At 55.8% G+C, this 17,086-nt stretch carries 16 protein-coding genes; 2 read left to right on the forward strand and 14 right to left on the reverse strand.

Features of this window, described 5'->3' with window-relative positions; translation table 11 throughout:
* Positions 1–21: 21 nt before the first annotated feature.
* The 9 genes from BST95_RS14490 to BST95_RS14530 all read right to left on the reverse strand — a co-directional run bounded on the left by BST95_RS14490 (position 22) and on the right by BST95_RS14530 (position 8,265).
* A complete protein-coding gene (locus BST95_RS14490) occupies positions 22–405 on the reverse strand; it encodes a hypothetical protein (RefSeq protein ID WP_084200286.1) in 384 nt (127 codons plus the stop codon).
* Positions 406–428: 23 nt separating this feature from the next.
* Complete coding sequence (locus tag BST95_RS14495; protein WP_084200287.1) at positions 429–854, reverse strand: DUF1330 domain-containing protein; 426 nt, start codon at positions 852–854, stop codon at positions 429–431.
* Positions 855–870: 16 nt separating this feature from the next.
* Complete coding sequence (locus BST95_RS14500; protein WP_084200288.1) at positions 871–2,292, reverse strand: DUF3336 domain-containing protein; 1,422 nt, start codon at positions 2,290–2,292, stop codon at positions 871–873.
* Positions 2,293–2,348: 56 nt separating this feature from the next.
* A complete protein-coding gene (locus BST95_RS14505; RefSeq protein WP_084200289.1) occupies positions 2,349–3,383 on the reverse strand; it encodes a phosphotransferase in 1,035 nt (344 codons plus the stop codon).
* A gap of 15 nt (positions 3,384–3,398) precedes the next feature.
* Entirely contained in the window at positions 3,399–4,085 is a 687-nt protein-coding gene (locus BST95_RS14510) for a hypothetical protein (RefSeq protein ID WP_066051478.1), read from the reverse strand.
* A gap of 26 nt (positions 4,086–4,111) precedes the next feature.
* Positions 4,112–4,774 (reverse strand): enoyl-CoA hydratase/isomerase family protein, encoded by a 663-nt coding sequence (locus BST95_RS14515; protein ID WP_084200290.1) that lies wholly within the window; start codon positions 4,772–4,774, stop codon positions 4,112–4,114.
* Between the two features lie 65 nt (positions 4,775–4,839).
* Positions 4,840–5,982 (reverse strand): acyl-CoA dehydrogenase family protein, encoded by a 1,143-nt coding sequence (locus BST95_RS14520; protein ID WP_084200291.1) that lies wholly within the window; start codon positions 5,980–5,982, stop codon positions 4,840–4,842.
* Positions 5,983–6,004: 22 nt separating this feature from the next.
* On the reverse strand, positions 6,005–7,192 hold the full coding sequence (locus BST95_RS14525) for an acyl-CoA dehydrogenase family protein (protein ID WP_066051487.1): 1,188 nt from the start codon (positions 7,190–7,192) through the stop codon (positions 6,005–6,007).
* A 71-nt stretch (positions 7,193–7,263) separates the two neighbouring features.
* A complete protein-coding gene (locus BST95_RS14530; RefSeq protein ID WP_084200292.1) occupies positions 7,264–8,265 on the reverse strand; it encodes a haloalkane dehalogenase in 1,002 nt (333 codons plus the stop codon).
* 166 nt (positions 8,266–8,431) lie between these two features.
* Here BST95_RS14530 and BST95_RS14535 point away from each other — a divergent pair, with 166 nt between their 5' ends.
* A complete protein-coding gene (locus BST95_RS14535; RefSeq protein ID WP_084200293.1) occupies positions 8,432–10,690 on the forward strand; it encodes a TonB-dependent receptor in 2,259 nt (752 codons plus the stop codon).
* A gap of 94 nt (positions 10,691–10,784) precedes the next feature.
* Here the strand turns inward: BST95_RS14535 and BST95_RS14540 are convergent, their stop codons facing one another.
* The 5 genes from BST95_RS14540 to BST95_RS14560 all read right to left on the reverse strand — a co-directional run bounded on the left by BST95_RS14540 (position 10,785) and on the right by BST95_RS14560 (position 15,817).
* A complete protein-coding gene (locus tag BST95_RS14540) occupies positions 10,785–11,480 on the reverse strand; it encodes a histidine phosphatase family protein (RefSeq protein ID WP_102106124.1) in 696 nt (231 codons plus the stop codon).
* Positions 11,481–11,551: 71 nt separating this feature from the next.
* On the reverse strand, positions 11,552–12,679 hold the full coding sequence (locus tag BST95_RS14545; RefSeq protein WP_084200295.1) for a glutathione S-transferase N-terminal domain-containing protein: 1,128 nt from the start codon (positions 12,677–12,679) through the stop codon (positions 11,552–11,554).
* A 1-nt stretch (position 12,680) separates the two neighbouring features.
* Positions 12,681–14,492, reverse strand: coding sequence for an arylsulfatase (locus BST95_RS14550; protein ID WP_229801580.1), 1,812 nt, complete (start codon positions 14,490–14,492; stop codon positions 12,681–12,683).
* Complete coding sequence (locus BST95_RS14555; protein WP_066051501.1) at positions 14,493–14,867, reverse strand: hypothetical protein; 375 nt, start codon at positions 14,865–14,867, stop codon at positions 14,493–14,495.
* Between the two features lie 95 nt (positions 14,868–14,962).
* Entirely contained in the window at positions 14,963–15,817 is an 855-nt protein-coding gene (locus BST95_RS14560; RefSeq protein WP_084200296.1) for a type 1 glutamine amidotransferase domain-containing protein, read from the reverse strand.
* Between the two features lie 126 nt (positions 15,818–15,943).
* Between BST95_RS14560 and BST95_RS14565 the strand changes: the two genes are divergently transcribed.
* Positions 15,944–17,014 carry an MBL fold metallo-hydrolase gene (locus BST95_RS14565; RefSeq protein ID WP_084200297.1) on the forward strand — a complete coding sequence of 357 codons (1,071 nt, stop codon included), beginning with the start codon at positions 15,944–15,946 and terminating at the stop codon, positions 17,012–17,014.
* Positions 17,015–17,086: the final 72 nt, after the last annotated feature.

Here is a 17,086-nt window from a genome sequence, read left to right on the forward strand (position 1 = left end):
CCTTCAAAAACACCGCTAGCCCTATTCCTGGTATGCGTCAGGAACTTCTTTATAACGAAGCCACTCGAAATTGCGGAAAAAAATGCCCCACTTTGCTTTGATGTTCATTTGACCAAGGCCCACGAGGGTGATGTCCGCATCCCGATATCTATCGCGGCCATCAGCAAGGATCTGCGCCTTCCATACACCCTCTTCGGCATTCACTGGTACGAGATCCTTGAGTACGTCCTTGCCGACCCGGTCAGGATGCTCATCATTACGCGCGACCACACCGGTCCCTTTCTCGCCGTCAATCACAATCCAGACGGCAGCGTCGTTGTATTTCCAGATACCTGTAATATCTTTTGCATATGTCGCCGGTGCGGCAAGCAAGACCGCAACGAGCAGCAGAAAACGTATATTCATATTATCCTCCAATCTTAAATGGGTTAGGCGATCCAACTACCTGCAAGATCACGCGTCTCAATATTCAATTGACCAGCCAGACCCGCAGCACGGTGCACCGCAATGGCCTGCATGTCTTCGGATTGCATGACTTCAAACATAACCTTGCGCGAAGGCCATACAGCAAGAGCCACCGTATCCCATAGCTCTTCCACCTCTCCCATAGTGAGGCGCTCTACTTCGCCAAAAAAACCGATGCTGCCACCGACCTTCTCCAGGATCTTGGTCACACCTGCTTCATATATCTCGTATGCCTCGCGCCCCGTGAGATCACTCTCGCGGCCATCTTCATACTCGGCCTGTGGCTTGAACTTGAGTAAATTTACCATACAGATAGCTCCATCGGGACCAGGCTCGAGAAAACCTTGAATCTGCTCGCCGTTGGGATAAACACGATTATTAACTTCCACTACTTTACTCTCCTGCTCAGACCACGATATCGGTCTGGTATTGCTGCAAAATATTTCGCAACGTGCGGCTAATTTTGGTCTGCTGACGGATCATTTCCAGCTTGGGCCAGGTACAGCGCTCGCCAGATGCTATGAGGTTTTTTACCTGTTTCTCTCCCGGGAAGCTCAACAGCTTGGTTGGGTTTATCAGACGGTAGTCCGGAAGGATATTGATATCCCCAACGTAGTCCTGGTTGATGATCGAACGCATCAGGCTGGTCGTTTGGGTCACCACACCATTGCGCTTGTCGGCGCGATCCAGAATCATAGTGACGGCATTAAACCACTCGCGGGTGGCGCGGCGGCCCGCACTGCCGAGAATACCAAGCGATGTTTGCTTGCGATGACCATCCGTTACAAAGGGCAGTACATGCGGGTTGGTCTGGCTGACGATGTAGTGGTTAACACCGTACAGGCGCGCAAGTCGTTTTGCGGGCATGTCATCGCTCACGGATCCATCGACCCAACGACGCGAAGGCAGATAACTCTTGCGCTGGCCTTCACTATCCAAAGCCTGCAGAGTCACCGGGGGAAAAATGCCGGGCACAGCAGCAGAGGCCATCACCGCACTGCGCATTAACACACTGGGCGACGTGGTTGCATTGAGCAGGCGGGATGTTTGATGGGTTTCGGCTGGTGCTATCGACACATTCATAGCGCGGCCGGTTATTTCGAAAGCCTTCTGAAAGGTCATGTCATCTGGCAGAAAGGTCGCGAGGTAGTCCTCCAGATCGACTGGATCGGCGACGCCGGTATTACGCGTCAGACCAGATGCGGCGTCCACCAGTGCTTGAGGGTCCATAAAGTCACGCAATTCATCATCGGTATGGCTACATACGATGCTGCCCACGATTGAACCACCACTGGAGCCGGACATTACCATCGGCAATAGATCTGCCTCCAGCAGCGCGCGTGCTACGCCCACGTGAAAATAGAGTAACGAGCCGGAGCCGCTCATCATAAACGCAGAGTGTCCAAAACAGTGACTGGCGCGATGGAAGAAATCGCGCTTTTCGTCATCGGAAATATCGCTTTCGGTCTCGCTGGCCAAATGTTCCAGCGTGTGCACGATTTCGTCGATGTAGTCTTCGATCAGGTGCTTAGTCCCTGAACGTGCGTGACCGTACAGGCCGGCCTGGCCCATACCACCCATATTGCCGTGAATGCCCTCGTTCAGGGTATACAGCAAGCCCCTGCTATCGTGCCGGGCCTTCAGGCTACGCAGCTGGTCCAGTCGACTTCTGATCGAGACATAATCGTACTGCTGGCTTTGGTCCTGACGGCGCCAACGATCGAGCCCCTTAAGGGCATCCCAGGCATGGGCCGCGTCACGCCATTCCTCATAACTGCGCGCATCTTTTAATGCTCGCTTGATTTGCCTCTGTGTCGCGATGAGCAATACCCCCTAAAAAACTGGGGACAGACCACATTTTCATAAACGTGGTCTGTCCCCTATTATTCGACCAGTTCGAGCGCAGCTTCAGCGAGAGGCTGAACCAGTTGAGCAACCTCTGCTGCGGCAGTGTTGGACGCATTACCCTGGGTAGCCCGCTTGGCTACACCCTGGGCAATAGCTGCCAGGCGGAAGAAACTGAAGGCCAGAAAGAAGCTCCAGTTGTCGATGCGCTCGATACCTATATATTCGCAGTACTTGGCCACGTACTCTTCTTCATTAGGCAAGCCAAGTGCACTCAGGTCAAGCCCCACCAGGCCAGAGGGTGCCATTTGGGGCTTGTCACTCGCTGGCAGTCGCATAGCCATGCACTGGTAGGCCAGGTCTGCGCAGGGGTGACCCAGAGTTGAGAGCTCCCAGTCCAGCACGGCGATCACTTTACTGTTGTCACTGGCGTACATCAGGTTGTCTAGCCTGAAATCACCGTGCACCAACGCCACCTGACCATCGTCAGCGGGAAGATTGGCCTCAAGCCAGGTAATCAGGCGATCCATTGGATCAATTCTCTGCAGTTCCGAAGCACGGTACTGGCCTGTCCATCGCCCTACCTGGCGCTCGAAGTAATTCCCGGGGCGACCGTAATCTCCTAGCCCGACAGCTTCAACATCGACGCTATGGATTGCTGCCAGGGTTTGTGCCATCTGGTCGTACATAGCAGTGCGCGTCGCGGGGCTTTCTATTTCGCCCAATGCGGGGTTCCAGTAAACGTTGCCCTCGCAGTACTGCATCACATAAAACATGGAGCCAATGATCGACGTGTCTTCGCAAAGATGAAAAACCTCAGCGACTGGCACGGGGGTGTCACGCAATGCAGCAAGCACCCGGTATTCTCGATCCACCGCGTGCGCCGACTTGAGCAATTTACCGGGAGGCTGCCGGCGCAGCACGTAAGTGCCGGACTGTGCGTCTATTTTGAACGTCGGATTCGACTGCCCACCCGGGAACTTGCTGGCGGTGAGCGGGCCTCTAAAACCGGGGACGTTGACCTCAAGATATTTGGCTAAAGCTGATTCATCCAGCGTATCGACAGAAGACATCAAATACTTTTCCTACTAAAACAATTGATAACGCGGGCCGCGCGCTGCGGGCACTTTTTCATCTTCAGGCAGTGTACAAATCCTGTCCATACGGGTTTTGCTGCCGTCGGCATACTCCCAGATGAGCTGGTCGCCATCCATATAGCGCCTGACGACAACAGGCCCCCAGCCAAAGGCATGGAAATCGAGTACACCATCGTTCCAGATCATGGAGGCAGAAGTTCGCATACAGTATTCGCGCTCGCCTACCGTAAACAGCACTGAGCCCTCTGTGTCATCGGTATTCAGGCCAGCCGTACTGTTAGGCCCATAGTCGTGAATGATGCCACTACTGGTCACTACTGTGCGCTCGCCACACTGTTCCACCCGCTCCAAATGCCCGATATGTCCACCTTCAACACCGATCCAAAGACCCCGAATATCAGCTGCAGCATCGGGCAATGGCTCAGTACATTGGGCCAGAATCGGCAGGGGAAAATGCGAATAGCCACAGCCCGGCGTATTACCTTTGGGGATGTCGGCGGCCATAACGCCGCTACCGTCGAGCTCGGGCAAGTCACAGTAATCCAGCGTACTGCCATCGCCCGCCAATGTGGCTGGATCGGTGGTCAAGGGCGGACGCGCGGACAAAAATCCCAGCCAGAATACAAACAGAACAAGACAAAAAGGTACAAGCAACAATGCAAGCAGAAACTTTTTCATGGCAATGCTATTCCTCCCCATATCTTCTAGCCCGCAACCAGTGCTTCAGCCATCGGACCAAACAAGGTCTGCTTGAGTGTCTTGAAAATACCGGGCTCTTTGGTGGCCAATAGACTTGCCAGGGCCATGGATTGCTCCAACAATGTTTCTGCACAAGCTTTACCATCGGCAATACCCGCAGCCATTGCTTCTTCAGCGGTATAGCGTTTGCCCGTCAGCAGCGCGTCACGAGCGATGTTGGGTGTGAGTTTACCCTGCAAGATACCCATCATAGGCGGAGGAATTGGCACGCCTACATCCACCTCGGACACGCAGAACCAGCCGCGACCTTCCCGCATGATTCGATAGTCGCAGGACAGCGCCATAAATGCGCCGCCCGCAAACGCATGGCCATTCAAAGCCGCGACAGTAGGACATTGCAAAACGAGGAACCGGCTATGGATCTCGGCCATATTTTTGGCAAAAACCTGCATCTCTTCCGGTGAGAGCGCCATGACCTTTTCCAGGTTAAGACCATTACAGAAGAACTTGTCGGTACCCGTGAGGACCAACGCTGCCCCCTGCCCGCAATCATTCTCTACCGTATCGAGAATATCCAGCATCTCTTGATGCCACTGAGGACAGATGGTGTTCTGGCCGTCGTTCATAGTAACGAGGTGAAGACTGCCTTCTTTCTTATATTCAATCATTTAAGATCCTCTAATTGGGGACAGACCACACTCAGTGAAACTAATTGTGGTCTGCCCCCACTTTTTTACGCTGCTGCCGGTGTGTTTACCAAAGCCGCGAACTGCTGCTGATGGTGATCGGCATCACCGAACAAGATGTTGGCAATCATAAGGCGCTTGACGTAGGCACCCACCGAAAGCTCTTCGGTCATACCCATGCCACCGTGCATCTGAATACCTTCACCGCCGATCTTACGCCCTGCCCGGCCCACCATGACCTTAAGAGCCAGCAGGCTACGCTGCGCGTCGGCGTCGCCGGCATCAAAGGCGCACACGGCCCGATACAGCAGTGATTTGGTGTTCTCGCAGGCAGCGAACATGTCCACCATACGGTGCTGCAGGGCCTGAAACGCACCGATATGAGTGCCGAACTGTTTGCGCGTCTTGAGATATTCCAGCGTCTGGGCATTCAGGGACTCCATCGCCCCAAAAGCATCTGCTGCTACGGCGAGCATGGCCTGCTCGATCACGGGTGTCATAAGCGCATAGCCTTCACCGGGGCCGCCAATCAGCGCCTGAACGGTAACGTTATCGAGTACGACGTTGGCTGCTTCACGACCATCGGTCATACGGTAGCTTGTCGTCTCCACACCGGGAGCGTTGCTATCTACCAGGAACAGGCTCAAGCCATTCTCATCAGCCTGTTCGCCGGAACTGCGAGCAAGGACAATCAGTTTCTGTGCTGCGCCACCATTGAGCACAACTGTCTTCTCACCATTGAGGACCCAGTCCACGCCATCCTGTCGGGCACATGTCTTGACGTCCGCGACACTATAGCGGCTCTGGCGCTCCAGATAGGCGAAGCCGCCCTGCAGCTGTCCGGCAATGATCTGCGGAATGAGATCATTCTTGAGCTCGTCGCTGGCGCCAGCCTGCAAGAGGCCACCGAACAGAACTACCGTGGGAAGAAAAGGTTCAATAACCAGGCCGCGCCCCAACTCCTGCATGATAACCATGGTATCCACAGGCCCGCCGCCAAAACCGCCGAACTCCTCTGCGAAGGGAATGGAAAGCCAACCGAGGTCGGCGAATTGCTGCCAGTGTTCAGTGCTGAAGCCGCCGGGCAGTGCCACCACGGCATTACGCTGATCGTAGTTGTAGTTATCCTGGACAAAGCGCGCAATGCTGTCCTGGATCATGGTCTGCTCTTCAGATAGATTGAAATTCATCACATTACTCCTGGTGTTCTACCTACAAGCCCAGCACATGCTTGGCAGTTACATTTTTCTGTACTTCATCTGAGCCGCCATAGATGGAGGAGGCGCGTCCCCGGAAGTACTGCTTTTGGGCAACGTCAGCAAAGTCGTGGCCAAACTGCGCGCCATCCAGGTCACCCTGAAGCGCTTGGCTATAATAGCCCGCCACATCCATGCGCAATTCCTGTAGCGTTTTCTGGATTGTCGTCCCCTGCAACTTCAGCAGGGACGACTCTGGACCGGGCATGCCCCCCTCCGCCGCGGAGGCGAGAACACGCAACTCAGTGAACTCCAGTGCCATCAGGTCTATCTCTACCTCAGCCAGGCGAGCGGCGAAAATCGGGTCATCCAGCAGGGAATCACCGCCATTTACTTCAGCGCGCGCTAGCGCGCGCAGCTTCTCAAGGTTGCGCCTTGACTCAGGCACTTCCGCAATCGACAGACGCTCATGAACCAGCAGCGACTTGGCGTAAGTCCAGCCCTTACCTTCCTCTCCAATCCGGTTCTCCACCGGCACGCGCACATTGTCGAAATGCACCTCGTTCAGGTGGTAGATACCGTCAATGGTTTCGATCTGGCTGACCGTCACACCCGGGGTCTTCATATCAATCAGCAGGAAGCTAATGCCATCCTGCTTGCGCCCGCTGTTGTCAGTGCGAACGAGGCAGAAGATCCAATCAGCAGCCTGGGCAAACGATGTCCAGATCTTGCTCCCGGTAACCACGTACTCATCGCCTTCTCTCTCGGCCTTGCACTGCAGCGAAGCCAGGTCTGAACCCGCGCCCGGCTCTGAGTAGCCCTGGCACCACCAGTCGTCAGAGGTGAGAATGCGCGGCAAAAAGCGGGCCTTCTGTTCCTCAGTACCATAGGTATAAATGACGGGGGCCACCATGGTCACGCCAAAGGGAATGGGTGCAAGGGCACCGGCATTGCCACGCTCTGCATTGAAGATGTAGTGCTGGGTCGCCGTCCAATCCTGGCCGCCGTATTCCACGGGCCAACCAGGCGCTAGCCAGCCTTTCGCATTGAGGCGGCGCTGGTACTCCACCATACCTTCTTTGAGCTTCGGCGACGCTTCGCCAGCTGCCAACATCGCATTGAGGTCATCATCCATCACCTCGGCGAAAAACTGCCGAACCTCCGCCTGGAAGGCGAGTTCCTCATCAGAAAAACGGGTATCCATATTTACTCCTTACTTGATTGGGTACAGACCACCATTAACGGAGTCAATGGTGGTCTGTACCCGATGCTTTGTTAGTTGCGACCGGTGATATCCAGGAGCGCCTGTACGCATTGCTCGGGCTGGTCCTGTTGCAGGAAATGCCCTGCGGGCTCGATAGTTCTATGTTTCTGGCCCTGACAACCGGGCACCTTATCCATGAACGGCTTCGCCATCGCCGAGGTCACAGGATCATCATCTGCAAAGGCGAGCAAAAAAGGCTTATCGAACTGCTCGAGAACTTTCCAGGCAGCACGATTTTCCTCGACCTCTGGCTCGTCCCGAAACAGGGGCACAAGCGAGGGAAAACGGCGCGCACCCGCCAGATAGGACTCATCCGGATAGGGCGCATTGAACGCTGCCTGCTCCGCTTCTGAAAGGGGCTTGGCATTGCCAATCATGTCTAAAAAATTACCTGGCTGCAGTGCCTCCGGACTCTCTGCGCAGAACTTTCGCCAATACATAAAACCTGGCAGCCCGGAGGTATCGCGGAAACGCGAATCCAACTCAGCCGCAGGGACAACCGGGAGCGTCTTATAAGCTTCTCGCAACGGCTCAGCAAACTCTTCAGGAATCAACCCAGCCGGCAGCCCACCATTAGAGAGAACGACATTGGCGAATCGCTCGGGAAAAGCTGCCACCAGCCGCAGTCCAATCAGGCTACCCCAATCCTGGAAGAACACAGTGATGCCCTGAAGATCAAGCTGGCATAGCCAGTCACTCATCCAGGCCACATGCCTGGCGTAGGTATAATCCTCGGTACGAGTGGGCTTGTCAGAGCGACCGAAGCCAACCAGATCTGGCGCAATCACCCTGAAGCCGGCGCTGACCAACGGCGGGATCATGTGGCGATAAAGGTAGCTCCATACGGGCTGACCATGCATCAGCATCACTACATCCCCGTCCGACGGCCCCTCATCCAGATAGTGGACGCGCAGCTCCCCACCTTCACCATCGGCCACCTGCACATAATGGGGCTCATAGGGGTAGTCGGGAAGGTCTTCGAATCGCTGATCCGGTGTACGTTTGAATTCCATCTTTAGGGGATCCTTTTTCTTATCCTGTAGCCGCGCTCGACGCGTGGAGAATTCCACATTCGTCGATATTGCGCTTGCGTTTTTCATAATTATGGCATACTTTATGCCACATACAAATGACATAATCAATGCCGTTATAAAATAATACGCCGTGAGGAACCTTACTATGATGAGATTAAAACCCCTGGTATCAGCACTCGCTCTCGCCACCTATGGGGCTGGCGCATTTGCGCAGTCACTGGCTCTGGAAGAGGTAATTGTCACTGCCACAAAGCGCGCCGAAAGCCTGCAGGACATTGCAGTCACTGTCACAGCGTTCAATGAAGATACAATTCAGGAAGCCAATATCCGCGACGCTGGAGATGTCGCTGTACTGACCCCATCACTCAACATTAACGCCAACATCAGCCCTTTCAGCGCGCGGATGACCATTCGCGGCATCGGCACCGCCGGCTCCACTTTTCTTGAACCCTCTGTGGGCACCTTCGTCGATGGCGTTTACCTGAATCGGACCGGCCTTGCTGTGTCAGACCTGGTGGATATCGAGCGTATCGAGGTACTACAGGGGCCGCAGGGTACGCTGTACGGCAAGAACACCAACGCCGGCGCTATCAGCATTACCACCTTGCGCCCCAACTTCGAGGAAACCGAAGGCCACCTGGAAGCCACTGCCGGCAACTATGCCATGCAACGCTATACCGGCTCAGTATCAGGCCCCCTCTCTGACACCGTGGCGTACCGTATTGCAGGGAACTACCATGAGCGTGACGGATACCTGGAAAACCTCGCAGGACCAGACCTCAACGACGCCGATGAGTGGAATGTTGTGGGCAAACTGGCCTGGGAGCCGACGGATGAAATGTCGTTACTGCTCAAGGCCAGCCGGGTAGAACGTGATATGTACTGCTGCTCACCGGATTCTGTTCACAGCCCCATTGCAGAGCAGGCGATTATCGATCAAGGACTTCCGCCCCTGGGCGATGATCCATTCGATCACAAGACATCACAGGACACCCCAAGCCCATTCGAACAGGAATCCACCGCCGTTTCGCTCCATATTGACTATGAAGCAGACTGGGGCATGATTGAATCCATCACCTCCTGGGATGAATACGAACTTGAATCCTCCCAGGAAGCCAGCCGGTCTGTGCTGAACGCGACATGGATAGACCAGCCCCAATCCGGGGATAGTTTCTCCCAGGAGCTGCGCTTCAGCAACAGTACAGACAACGTCGACTATATGGTGGGTCTCTACTACTTCGAGCAGGAGACCAAGGAATTCGAGGGGCGTATTTCAACTATTGTGGGGGACGATATCGCTGTTGGCACCGAGATCTTCGGGCCATCGCTGCCACTGATCGCAGCGCCGGGTGACTATGCCATCCAGAACAGCGTTTTCGAAACCGAAACTATTGCTGTGTTCGGTCAAGCCACATGGCACGTCGGAGACCACTGGCACCTGACTGGCGGTCTGCGCTGGAGCGATGAAGAAAAGGATGCGGAACTGTTTAATGACGTCGAGTCCACAGCCCTGACAGCTCAGGACCCGGAAAATATTCCTGAATTTGTCCTCGATCTGCTGGCTCAACAGGGCATTGTTCCGCCCTTTTCACTCCTGTCATCAGCCCGCCCGGAGATAGATGAGTCGTTCAATCGCAGCAGCGACAACGTGGACTGGCTTGCAAGTGTCAGTTATGACTTGAACCTCGACACAATGCTCTTTGCCAGTGCCTCAACGGGCACCAAGTCAGGTGGCTTTAACGGTGTAGCCGGCGAATCCGATGAGCGCGAATTCGACGACGAAGACACAACCAGTTACGAGCTCGGCATCAAGAGCACCCTGCTGGACAATCGCCTACGCATTAACTCCACCCTGTTCTTCACCAAGATCGAAGACATGCAGACCAACCAGCAGGCTTCCAGCGGTCTTGGCCAGTTCACCTCCAACCAGGGCGAGGCAGAAGTTGCTGGCCTGGACTTCCAGATGGATGCCCTGCCGCTGCCCAACTTGACCGTCACCTTTGGCCTGCAGTATCTAGACAAGTACGAGTTCACCGGCGGGCCAGACAAAGGCCTGGACCTCGCATACGCCTCGGACATCAGCGGCAGCCTGGCAGCAACCCTCGTCCTACCCCTCGCCGACGGCAATACCTACCTGCGCGGCGACTACAGCTTTATGGGTGACCACCTGACCAACACGGCGCCAGCTGCACAGTTGCAGGCCCAGGATGAACAGGACCGCCAGAACCTGAATATGACCCTGGGCTGGCGCAACGACAACTGGAATCTAAGCGTGTGGGGCAAGAACCTGACCGATGAGGAATACGCGGCCCAGACTCTGGTAGCCTACCCCATCACCGATATGGACGCCTACTTCCTGGCCCCACCGAGAACGTATGGAGCGACAGTTCGCTACGACTTCTAAACGTAGCTATGTCCTGATTATCAAGCCCAGCGCCTAGTGCCTGGGCTTTTTTTTGTGACAGACCACAATGTTCGCGCTTGGCCTGCCCCCAGTTTCAGGTTGGCATCGACGTGTCCGAACCTATCGCGAGAGACAAATGGCTGGTGTCATTGAAACGCCTGAGGCTCAAGCGCCCCCGGTGAGCAACGAGATGACTGATCGACCCATTGTCGGCACCGACGAAAGCAAATGGCTCCGAGCGAGTAGCCTGCGCCAGCACACTGCCGATGACTCCGCCGTGCACGACAACGGCCACCATCTGGTCGGGATGTTTTGAAATGATGTGCTCCAGCCCACGTGCTACACGGGCATCTACCTCAGAATTACTCTCTGCGCCAGGAATCACACCCCACTCTTGCCGTTCATACATTTCCACAATGCTGGGATGGTTCTGGTGCGCCTTGATTCGGAATACCCCGCCTTCCCAATCGCCCAAGTGGACTTCACGCAGATCTTCTACAACCCCAGGCACAATCCCCTTGATTTTGCACAGCGGTGCCGCCGTTTCACGCGTACGGCGCAGGTTTGTCACATAGACAGCATCAATCGCATGATCGGCGAGGCGTTGAGCCAGTTTCTCCGCCTGATCTCGCCCAGTAGCAGCCAACTCCGGGTCGCCCTGACCATTGACCAGCGGGAATGGGTTGTCTTCGGAGGCCGCTCTGGATTCGCCATGTCGGATCAACAAGATCTCGGTAGCACCCGCAGGTCGCACGAATTTAGTCTGGCGGTAGGTCTTCTTGTCGCTCAAGGCGCCAGCCTCAGATAGCAATATGGGACAGCCCACAGTTTTGCATAAAACTGTGGGCTGTCCCATATTTTCTAGTCCCAAACTTCAAGGTTATCGGCGCGAGAGATACGGCGGCTCAGGGTGGCCGTGAGAATGGGCGTCATGCCGCATTCCGCCAAGAGCGAGTCGACCTCGGCTTTTTCATCATCTGCCAATGCAGCGTAGGTATCCTGCACACGCTGCAGCAGGTAGAAGCGATGGGGCTGGGCAAGCGCATTGATGGTAGCACCGCGCAGGGAGAACTCCGCGGTCCCCACGGCCTGGGCCAGGCGCCCCACCGCCGCTGAACCGGCCTCGGGCTGATTCTCGTCCAGCCATGTATTAATATGCGCTGCTGCCGCAAGAGTTTCCGGCATGAAGTCTTCGGCCAACACTTTGAGTACGGCCACGAGGGTATCGGGAATCTCATCGTCCGCCAGAAAATCGGTCCCGGCATTGAAGTACTCGGGCACATCCTGATCCGCACGGTTCATGCGCTCTACCCAGCGATACACCCGCGTGGCGCGCTGCTGCATGAGCCTCGCTGGATGAGGGTCGCGCCCCAGGTGAGCATACATCGGCGCCAACAGGCCGTAGTCACCAATGGAGGGACGCCAGCCCAGCAGGTAGGGATACTGCTCAAAGTGCGCGTTCAGGGCTTCCAGGTACTCCAGATAGAGAGCCTCAACCACCTCGCGTGTCTCATCGTTAACACCAAAAAACATACCCGCGTGACGCATGCGATTCATCATCGCCTCGGTTTTTTCCTCGCGCTCGGGCATGTCCCGCTGGGAATGAAGAAAGTGATAACGCACAAACTCAAGATTGTCTTCCGGGAAGTTCCAGCGGTAGTGCATCGCCGGACGCAGCAGGCCATCGGTGCCGATGACATCGAACAGTGCACTGATCACCTGTTGACGTGGGCCTGTCGGACGGTTCGGACGACCGTTGGCCGCCTCGAAATGTTCAATGATAGCGGCGCCGTCGCGAATCACTTCCCCTTCAGGGGTCACCAGCGTGGGGATAGTGGCCAGTTTACCCTTGGGCAGCACCTCAGCCTTGAAGCTCTCGTGGCCCGTAGACAACTCCTGAAACGGGATCTGTTGTTTGATCAGATAGCTGCGCGCCCGGCCTGAATACAGAGAGTGGGTGATCGCGTATAGCTTGTGTGTGTTTGACATGTTATTGAACCTTTCTTCTTGCCCTGTAAGCAACCAGGAATGGCAGCAGTATCAGCGCCGTCAGCAATCCCACCAGCACTGGCGTCTGCAGACGCTGGTAGAGCGTGTTGATCACCAGTTGTTTCATGTGGTCATATCCTGGCGGGTTTGCCAGTACTTTGTTGTCCCGGGCATACACTGCATAGGCCGACAGCATACGCTGAAGCCTGACCGGCTGCTCTGCAGCAAGGTCGATGGTTTCACCTGGGTCTCGCACGATATCGTAAAGACGCCACTGCCCATCCCCTAAAGGCGGGCGAATGGAGAGCAATTTGTAATCGCCCTGGAACAACGCCGCATGCCCTGCCAATTCATACCCGACAGCGTCTTCAGCTCCGTACACACGCGTTACTTCCTGCTTCAGCAGTGGCTTCAGGTCGCGCCCGATCATCGGTTCTACCGGCCGGCCGCCAAAGCGACCTTCAGGTGCAGCCACCCCGGTCAGTGAGAGTATGGTGGGCGTAATATCGGTGACAAATGAAAACGCATGATTGAGCTCACCCTGCCCGGGTAGGCCGGCCCCTGCCACAATCAATGGCACCCGCATGCCGCCCTCCCCCGCATAAAATTTGTAGTACGCCAGTGGGCTGGCAGCGGCGCTGGCAAAACTGGGGCTAATCGTGTTGTAGCTACCCTTGAGGCCAAGACTTTCGTAATCCGTGTTATAGCCCAGCGCCTCTGGCCCGCGGCGGGCCACAAGGGAATCAGGATCTGCCGGGCCGCTGGCCTCCGCACCGTTATCCGAGGTGAAGATAACAATCGTATTCTCGTATTGCCCTCGCGCCTTGAGATAATGAAACAAGCGCCCAAGATGGAAATCCATAGCCTCAACCATGGCGCCGTATACAGCCATTCGCTTCGCCTCATAGCGACGCTGCCCTGCATCCAGCGCGTCCCAGTCACCGGTTGTCGACATCTGAACCATGTCGATGCCTGCAGGCACTATCCCAAGTTCTACGGCACGGGCCAGCCGCTGCTCGCGCAATTCATCCCACCCGCCATCATAGACACCCATATAACGATCGATGAATTCCTGCGGTGCCTGCACCGGTATATGAACCGCCTGGAATGGCAGATAGGCGAAGAATGGCTGGCCGTCATCGAGATTGCTATCGATAAACTCGATGGCTTTATCTACCAGGAAGCGTGAGGAATAGAAGTCGTCAGGCAGCTGGTACTCTTTACCATCGGCGTACCAGTTGGCTTTCTCGTAGAGCGGGATATAGGGACGCTGCTCCCAGTTGTCGGCTCCCGAGTCCGCCAGTGCGATCGTGCGCTGAAAACCGCGCTGACTCGGTAGCTGCCCGTCACCTACCCCGAGGTGCCATTTACCCGCCATATACGTGTGGTAGCCAGCCCCCTCAAGCAGGGTCGCCACGGTGACCACGTTGCTGCCCAACACGCCCTGGTAGTGGCTATGGCGTTGCTGTTCGGGGGCCAGCATTTCCGGGATATTCGGCACGCCGGCAAGGTGCGCATCCACCCCGGTGAGCAGCATTGCACGGGCGGGGGCACAGTTCGCCGCGGTGTGATAGTTGGTGAAGCGCACGCCCTCCTGCGCCAGGGCATCGAGTGTGGGCGTGTTGATTTCGCTGCCGTAAGAACCAAGATCGCTAAAGCCCAGGTCATCGGCCAGCACCAGCAGGATGTTGGGCCGCGCTGAAGCGACGGGAACCTGCTCCGGCTCAACAATGGCTTCTTCTGACTGTCCCAGGGATGTATGTAGCAGCAGCGCGGCAAACAATGCGCTCGAAAGCGTACGGGCTATCACCACTCAGGGCTCCCGTGCCAAGCGCTGTGACGCGAGCAGAAGAATCACCGTGACCACCAACTCTACACCGATCTGCGGCGCCAGGGCGGCATCATGGAACAGCCAGGCGACTACCCGCCCAATGGCCGTCAGAAACAGCAGGAGCGCAGCCGGGTAAAACCAGGTGCGCCGCCCTGTCACCAGGCCCGCCAACATGCAGATGCCCAAGGTCAGAAAAAACCCTGACATATCACCCACCTGCGAACTAAGCCCCAGGCCTGTTGCCAGCTCGAGTCCGAATTCAGGTGCGATGCCCGCCGGAGCTACCAGCCAGCGAACGCCCATCACAATAAAAAGAATGGCCGGCAGCAGTACCAGCACGCTCAACACTCTATTCATAATTTGCTCATCCGATAAAATGGGGACAGACCACAATTGGTCAATTGGGGACAGACCACAATTAAACGGCGAATTGTGGTCTGTCCCCTTAAGTTTTATTGCTCGCGGTCGGCCAGGATAAGCATCATGCGATTGGCAGCCTCCAGGCCTGAGTTCTGATTCTGCCCGGTCACAAAGCGCTGCTCATCATCTACAGTGACGTGGGTGGCAAAGAAATCCTTGAACGCAGTCTGGCTTTCGTAGATAGCCCTGGCCTTGCGAAGCTCCGTTTCCGGGTGCAGTGGCGTGATATCAATACCTAGCTCCTTGACCTGCTTATCGGTCACCCCTGTCATGCGGCGTCCGGCGATCAGTAGCTCACCATCTTGATCACGCGCGCTCACGAGTCCTAGCACGCCATGGCAGATACCGCCGATCATCGCTGCCTTATCGCCGTAGTAGGCCTCACTCACCTTGGCCGCCAACTCCGGCGACTGCGCCAGGTCGTAGGCCGCTCCCCAGCCGCCGGCAATAAAGACAATATCGTATTGCGACACATCTACATCCGCGATGGGGATGGAGTTTTTCACCTTCGCCAGCGCGATGCTGTCCTCAAGAAAGCGTTCGTCCTCGGGTGAAATAATCATAAACTGCAGCGTCTGCGGATCGATAGGAATCTCGCCGCCTTTGATGCTGGCAACGTCGACTTCCATCCCACCGTCGAGAAATGTGTAGTAAGGGTGGGTCAATTCAGAGGCCATCACTCCGGTTGCCGGGCCTTCGGTTTCGCCGGGAGCCGCCAGCACGGCGTGGCTGGTGGCAATGACCAGGGCACGCTTGCCAGGCAGTTCGACAGTCGGGCCCGTGTACTCAGGATGCACACCGGCCTTGTGCAGGATCGTAGGTAACGCAAGCAGGAACACACCCAGCAGCACAACCACTACCACACCGATCTTGAGCAATCTTTTCATAAACAAAAAACCTTAGTTACCATACACTTATAGGCATGTAACCTAACCGTGAATTAATTTGACACAAAGAATGCCATAAGTAACACTGCGGTATCAAGTCGAACTACTCTCTACTATGGTGGAACTATGAAAAAGACTGCGCTCGTTCTAGGCGTCATCGCCACACTTGCTGTGATCGCATACAGCCAGCGTGCAAGTATTGCTGGCAGAATCATGGACGTTGGCCTTGAACGAATGATGGGGGCCAACCTGATTGCCGATCTGGACGACGGGCTGCACCTCACACTGTGCGGCGCAGGCGGACCGATGCCAGCACCCAAAGCCTCAGGACCCTGTGTCGCCGTCGTCGCCGGCGAGCAGTTCTTCGTGGTTGATACCGGCACGGATGGACCACGTAACCTCGGCCGCATGAACTACCCTATCGGCGACCTGGACGGTGTTTTTATCACCCACTTCCACTCTGATCACATTGATGGCCTTGGCGAACTAAGTACATTGCGTTGGGCCGCTGGCGACAATACCAGCCCGCTCCCCGTTTACGGTCCAACAGGCGTGGAAAAAGTGGTAGAGGCATTCAATGCTGCGTATTCACAAGACTTCGTTTATCGTCATGAACACCACGGGGACACAGTCGCGCCAATGAGTGGCGCCGGCATGACGGCCATCGCGTTTGACGTGCCCGCAAAAGACGAGCTCACCGTAGTCTACGAAAAAGACGGACTCAAGGTAGAGATGCTCGTTGTCGATCACTTCCCGATAGATCCTGCGGTAGGTTACCGGTTCAGCTACAAAGGCCGTACGTTGCTGATCTCTGGCGACACAACCAAGCAGGCTAACTTGCAGGCATTTTCGGAAGGCATTGACCTGCTCGTGCATGAGGCGCTGGCGCCAAATCTCCTCTTGAGGATGAATGCAGCGGCCAAGAAAATTGGCAACCCGATCATGGCGAAAATCACTTACGATGTTCTCGACTACCACACCAGCCCGGTTGAGGCTGCCGAGATCGCCAGAGATGCCAAAGTTGGCCACCTGCTCTACTATCACATTGTGCCGCCCATGGTCATCCCGGGCCAGGATGCGCTGTTCCTGGACGGTGCTGAAGACATTTTTCCGGCGTACACCATTGGCCAGGATGGGGTTTCGTTTAGCCTTCCGGCAAACTCTTCTGAGATTATCAAGACCCGCATCGGCCTATAGTAATTGAGCAAAAATTAGGGACAGACCACCATTTCAAAAAGATAAAGTGATGGTCTGTTCCGTGACAATAAG

It is taken from the genome of Halioglobus japonicus (genome assembly GCF_001983995.1).
GTDB classification, from domain to species: Bacteria; Pseudomonadota; Gammaproteobacteria; order Pseudomonadales; family Halieaceae; genus Halioglobus; species Halioglobus japonicus.